4 protein-coding genes are annotated in these 3,216 nt (G+C 71.4%); all 4 read right to left on the bottom strand.

The features are described 5' to 3' along the window. Positions 1-150 precede the first annotated feature (150 nt). Entirely contained in the window at positions 151-537 is a 387-nt protein-coding gene (rplL, locus tag ABZ749_RS32475) for a 50S ribosomal protein L7/L12 (protein WP_091402415.1), read from the bottom strand. Positions 538-592: 55 nt separating this feature from the next. Further along, positions 593-1,138, bottom strand: coding sequence for a 50S ribosomal protein L10 (gene rplJ, locus ABZ749_RS32470; RefSeq protein ID WP_112584808.1), 546 nt, complete (start codon positions 1,136-1,138; stop codon positions 593-595). A 334-nt stretch (positions 1,139-1,472) separates the two neighbouring features. Further along, complete coding sequence (locus ABZ749_RS32465; protein ID WP_357234605.1) at positions 1,473-2,162, bottom strand: hypothetical protein; 690 nt, start codon at positions 2,160-2,162, stop codon at positions 1,473-1,475. Beyond that, the gene (locus ABZ749_RS32460; protein ID WP_357234601.1) at positions 2,159-3,049 is read right to left on the bottom strand and encodes an ATP-binding cassette domain-containing protein; all 891 of its coding nucleotides are present in this window, start codon (positions 3,047-3,049) and stop codon (positions 2,159-2,161) included. Before ABZ749_RS32460 ends, ABZ749_RS32465 begins: the two co-directional genes overlap by 4 nt. Positions 3,050-3,216 lie beyond the last annotated feature (167 nt).

Genomic DNA, 3,216 nt, shown 5'->3' with positions numbered 1-3,216 from the left:
GCCTGCAACTGTTCGTAGGTCACAAATTCGCATGCTCGCGCCAGGCGACGTAGGTCGATCGCGATCTGCGCGGCCCGCCAGAGCGACCGCCCGCCGCGACGCGATGGTGTCCCAGCTCACGAGCCGGGTACGCGTTGGTGGAGCGTCAGGTCACTTGAGGGTGACCTTGGCGCCCTCACCCTCGAGCTTGGCCTTCGCCTTGTCGGCGGTCTCCTTGTTGACCTTCTCCAGGATGGCCTTCGGCGCGGACTCGACCGCGTCCTTGGCCTCCTTGAGGCCCAGGCCGGTCAGCTCACGCACGACCTTGATGACCTGGATCTTCTTGCCGCCGTCAGCCTCGAGGATGACGTCGAACTCGTCCTGCTCCGGCTCGGCCTCGGCAGCAGCGCCGCCGCCACCGCCACCCTGGGCGATCGCGACCGGAGCGGCAGCGGTGACCTCGAAGGTCGTCTCGAACTGCTTCACGAACTCAGAGAGCTCGATCAGCGTCATCTCCTTGAACGCGTCGAGCAGCTCGTCGGTGCTGAGCTTCGCCATATCTGGCGTCCTTTCCTGATTCTGTTAAGTAAAGAACTGGTGCGCCGTGGGGGCCTCAGGCCGCCTCGGCGCCCTCCTTCTCGCGCTTGTCCTGCAGTGCAGCCGCCAGACGGGCGGTCTTCGACAGCGGGGCCTGGAACAGGGCCGCGGCCTTGCTCAGGTTGCCCTTCATCGCGCCGGCCAGCTTGGCCAGCAGCACCTCGCGGGACTCCAGGTCGGCGAGCTTCGTGACCTCGGCCGCAGTGATGGCCTTGCCCTCGAAGACACCGCCCTTGATGACGAGCTTCGGGTTGGCCTTCGCGAAGTCGCGAAGCCCCTTCGCCGCCTCGACGACGTCGCCCGAAACGAAAGTCAGCGCGGTAGGACCGGTGAACAGCTCGTCGAGGCCGGTGATGCCCGCGTCCGTCGCAGCACGCTTGGCCAGCGTGTTCTTCGCGACCGTGTAGCTGGTGTCGGCGCCGAGCGAGCGCCGAAGCTGGGTGAGCTGGGAAACCGTCAGACCGCGGTACTCGGTCAGCACGGTGGCGCCCGAGCTGCGGAAGCTCTCGGTCAGCTCAGCGACGGCCGTGGCCTTGTCGGCCCGGATCGGCTTGTCCGCCATGTCCCTCCTCTCTCGTTACTCGAGGCTGGTCCCCGTCTCGGCCGAAGCCGGAACGGGGGCGGAGGCAGCGCGACAACGAAAAAGCCCCGGCGCAGGGCGCACGGGGCGAGGGCCGGCGGATCGTCATGGTCGGCGGACCATGCTCACTGCCGAGTTACGCTTGCCGCCCTACGCGGGTCGCCCGTTGTCGCGGGACCTTCGACCGTGCCGAAGCACGATGACCAGCGGTCTCTGGGTGGTTCCTCATCCATGAGAACACGGATGACTGTGTGAACAGTACGCGCCCAGCTCACGAGCGCCAAATCGCCCCTGGTGAGCTGGGTCACCGACCGGGTCAGCCCTGCGCCCGCCGACGCCACAGGTAGCCGCCGACGACCGCGGCGCTCCAGGCCAGCGCCCACCCGCTCAACCCCAGCACTGTCAACGCGGCGGCGTCGCCGGCGGTGGTGCGAGCGGCGGCCATGATCGGCGGTGCCAGCCAGGGTGCCACCGAGCCGCTAAGGCCGAACACCACAGCGCCGACCCCGCCGAGGGCCAACACCGCGACGCCGTACCCGGCACCGCCCACCGACGCCCGGCTGGCCAGCGCCCCAAGAGCAACCGCAGCGGGTACGACCAGCACGTGCGCCCACAATCCCAGCGCGAGCCCGACCGGAATCGACCGATCCCCCGGGTCGACCGGACCGGACACTCCGCCGACCAGCCACGGAAAAAGCAGCGCGACGGCCACCGTCACCAGCGCCGCCACCGCGGCGGCGAGCAGCCCGGCCAACCGCTCCCGGGCCACCCCGACAGTCACCTGCGCCAGCCGACGCTGCACGTCCGGCTCGACGTCCAAGAGGATCTTGGTCTGCCAGGCGAGCACCGGAAAGAGCACCACCGCGGAAACGCCGTACGCCTCCGCCGGCTGGGCGCGACCACCGCCGTAGAGGGTGCCGAGCGTGATCAGGCCGGCGAGCAACGGCGCCAACGCCCGGCCGGTTCGCAGGAAACCTGCCAACCGCATCCGGACCAGGGGGCTCACCGGGTCTCCCCCGCTGCCGACTCGACAGCCGCGTCGGCGGTGTCCGGCCGGCCCGCCGTTAACTCCCCGGCCATTTCGAGCGACGGCTCGGCGGGTCGGGCGGCACCGGCCGACCGGAGCGGCTCGACGGGTAGGGCCTGGGACGTGGCGGTGGAGGCGTCGGAGCGTACCCGCAGCACCTGATGGCCCTCGGCGCGCAACCGGGCGACGGTGCCGGCGACCCGCGCGGCCGGCACCGCGACCTCGACCACCGCGATCGTCTCGTCCGTCGACGACGTCTCCTCGGAGAGCGAGCCGTCGGCCACCAGCCAGCGGCGCGCGGCCGGGAGCCGGACCGTCTCGCCGCGATGGTCGCTGACCAGGACGGACCCGTCGGCGGCGAGCACCTCGGCGATCAGCTCGGGCACCAGCTCACGGGTGGCGGCGTCCAGCCCCTCCCACGGCTCGTCGAGCACCAGCAGGCCCGGTGGGCGCAGCAGCGCCTGGGCGAGGCCGACCTTCTGCGCGGTGCCCTTGGACAGCTCCGGCAACCGGACCGAGCGGAAGGCGGACAGCCCGAGCCGGTCCGTCCAGGAGGTCACCGCGTCGTCGGCCGCGGCCCGGCCCAGCCCCGCCACCCGGGCCATCCCGGTCAGATAGCGGGTCACCGTGAACGGTTGGTCCGCCGGGAAACGCTCCGGCACCCAGCCCACCCGTGCCGGCCGGCCGGTGACCTGGCCACGGCCCGGGCGGAGGACCCCCGCGGCCACCTGGAGCAGTGTCGACTTGCCCACCCCGTTGCGACCCAGCACGATCGCCACCTCGCCGGGACCGATCCGCACGTCGATGCCTTGCAGCACCCACGGCCCTCGCCGGTGGTACCGCAACCAGACGTTCTCCAGCCGCATGGCGTCGAGCCTGCCACACCTCGAACGCGCCGGGGCGCCGCCACGGTCGTGGCGGACGCTCCTCGCCGCCGCGTCCGACGCCGGGGTGAACCACTACACGCACCGCGCGTCCAGCGTCGTGCAGACCGCCGACAGGTCCTCGGACGGGTCGGCCTGGCACAGCGAGC

The organism is Micromonospora sp. NPDC047753, assembly GCF_040642735.1.
GTDB lineage: Bacteria > Actinomycetota > Actinomycetes > Mycobacteriales > Micromonosporaceae > Micromonospora.
This window is presented reverse-complemented; position numbering and strand designations above follow the sequence as displayed.

Bases quoted from the DNA above. Each gene is read 5' to 3' on its own strand.
- rplL (WP_091402415.1), bottom strand. From the start codon at position 537: ATGGCGAAGCTCAGCACCGACGAGCTGCTCGACGCGTTCAAGGAGATG.
- rplJ (WP_112584808.1), bottom strand. From the start codon at position 1,138: ATGGCGGACAAGCCGATCCGGGCCGACAAGGCCACGGCCGTCGCTGAG.
- ABZ749_RS32460 (WP_357234601.1), bottom strand. From the start codon at position 3,049: ATGCGGCTGGAGAACGTCTGGTTGCGGTACCACCGGCGAGGGCCGTGG.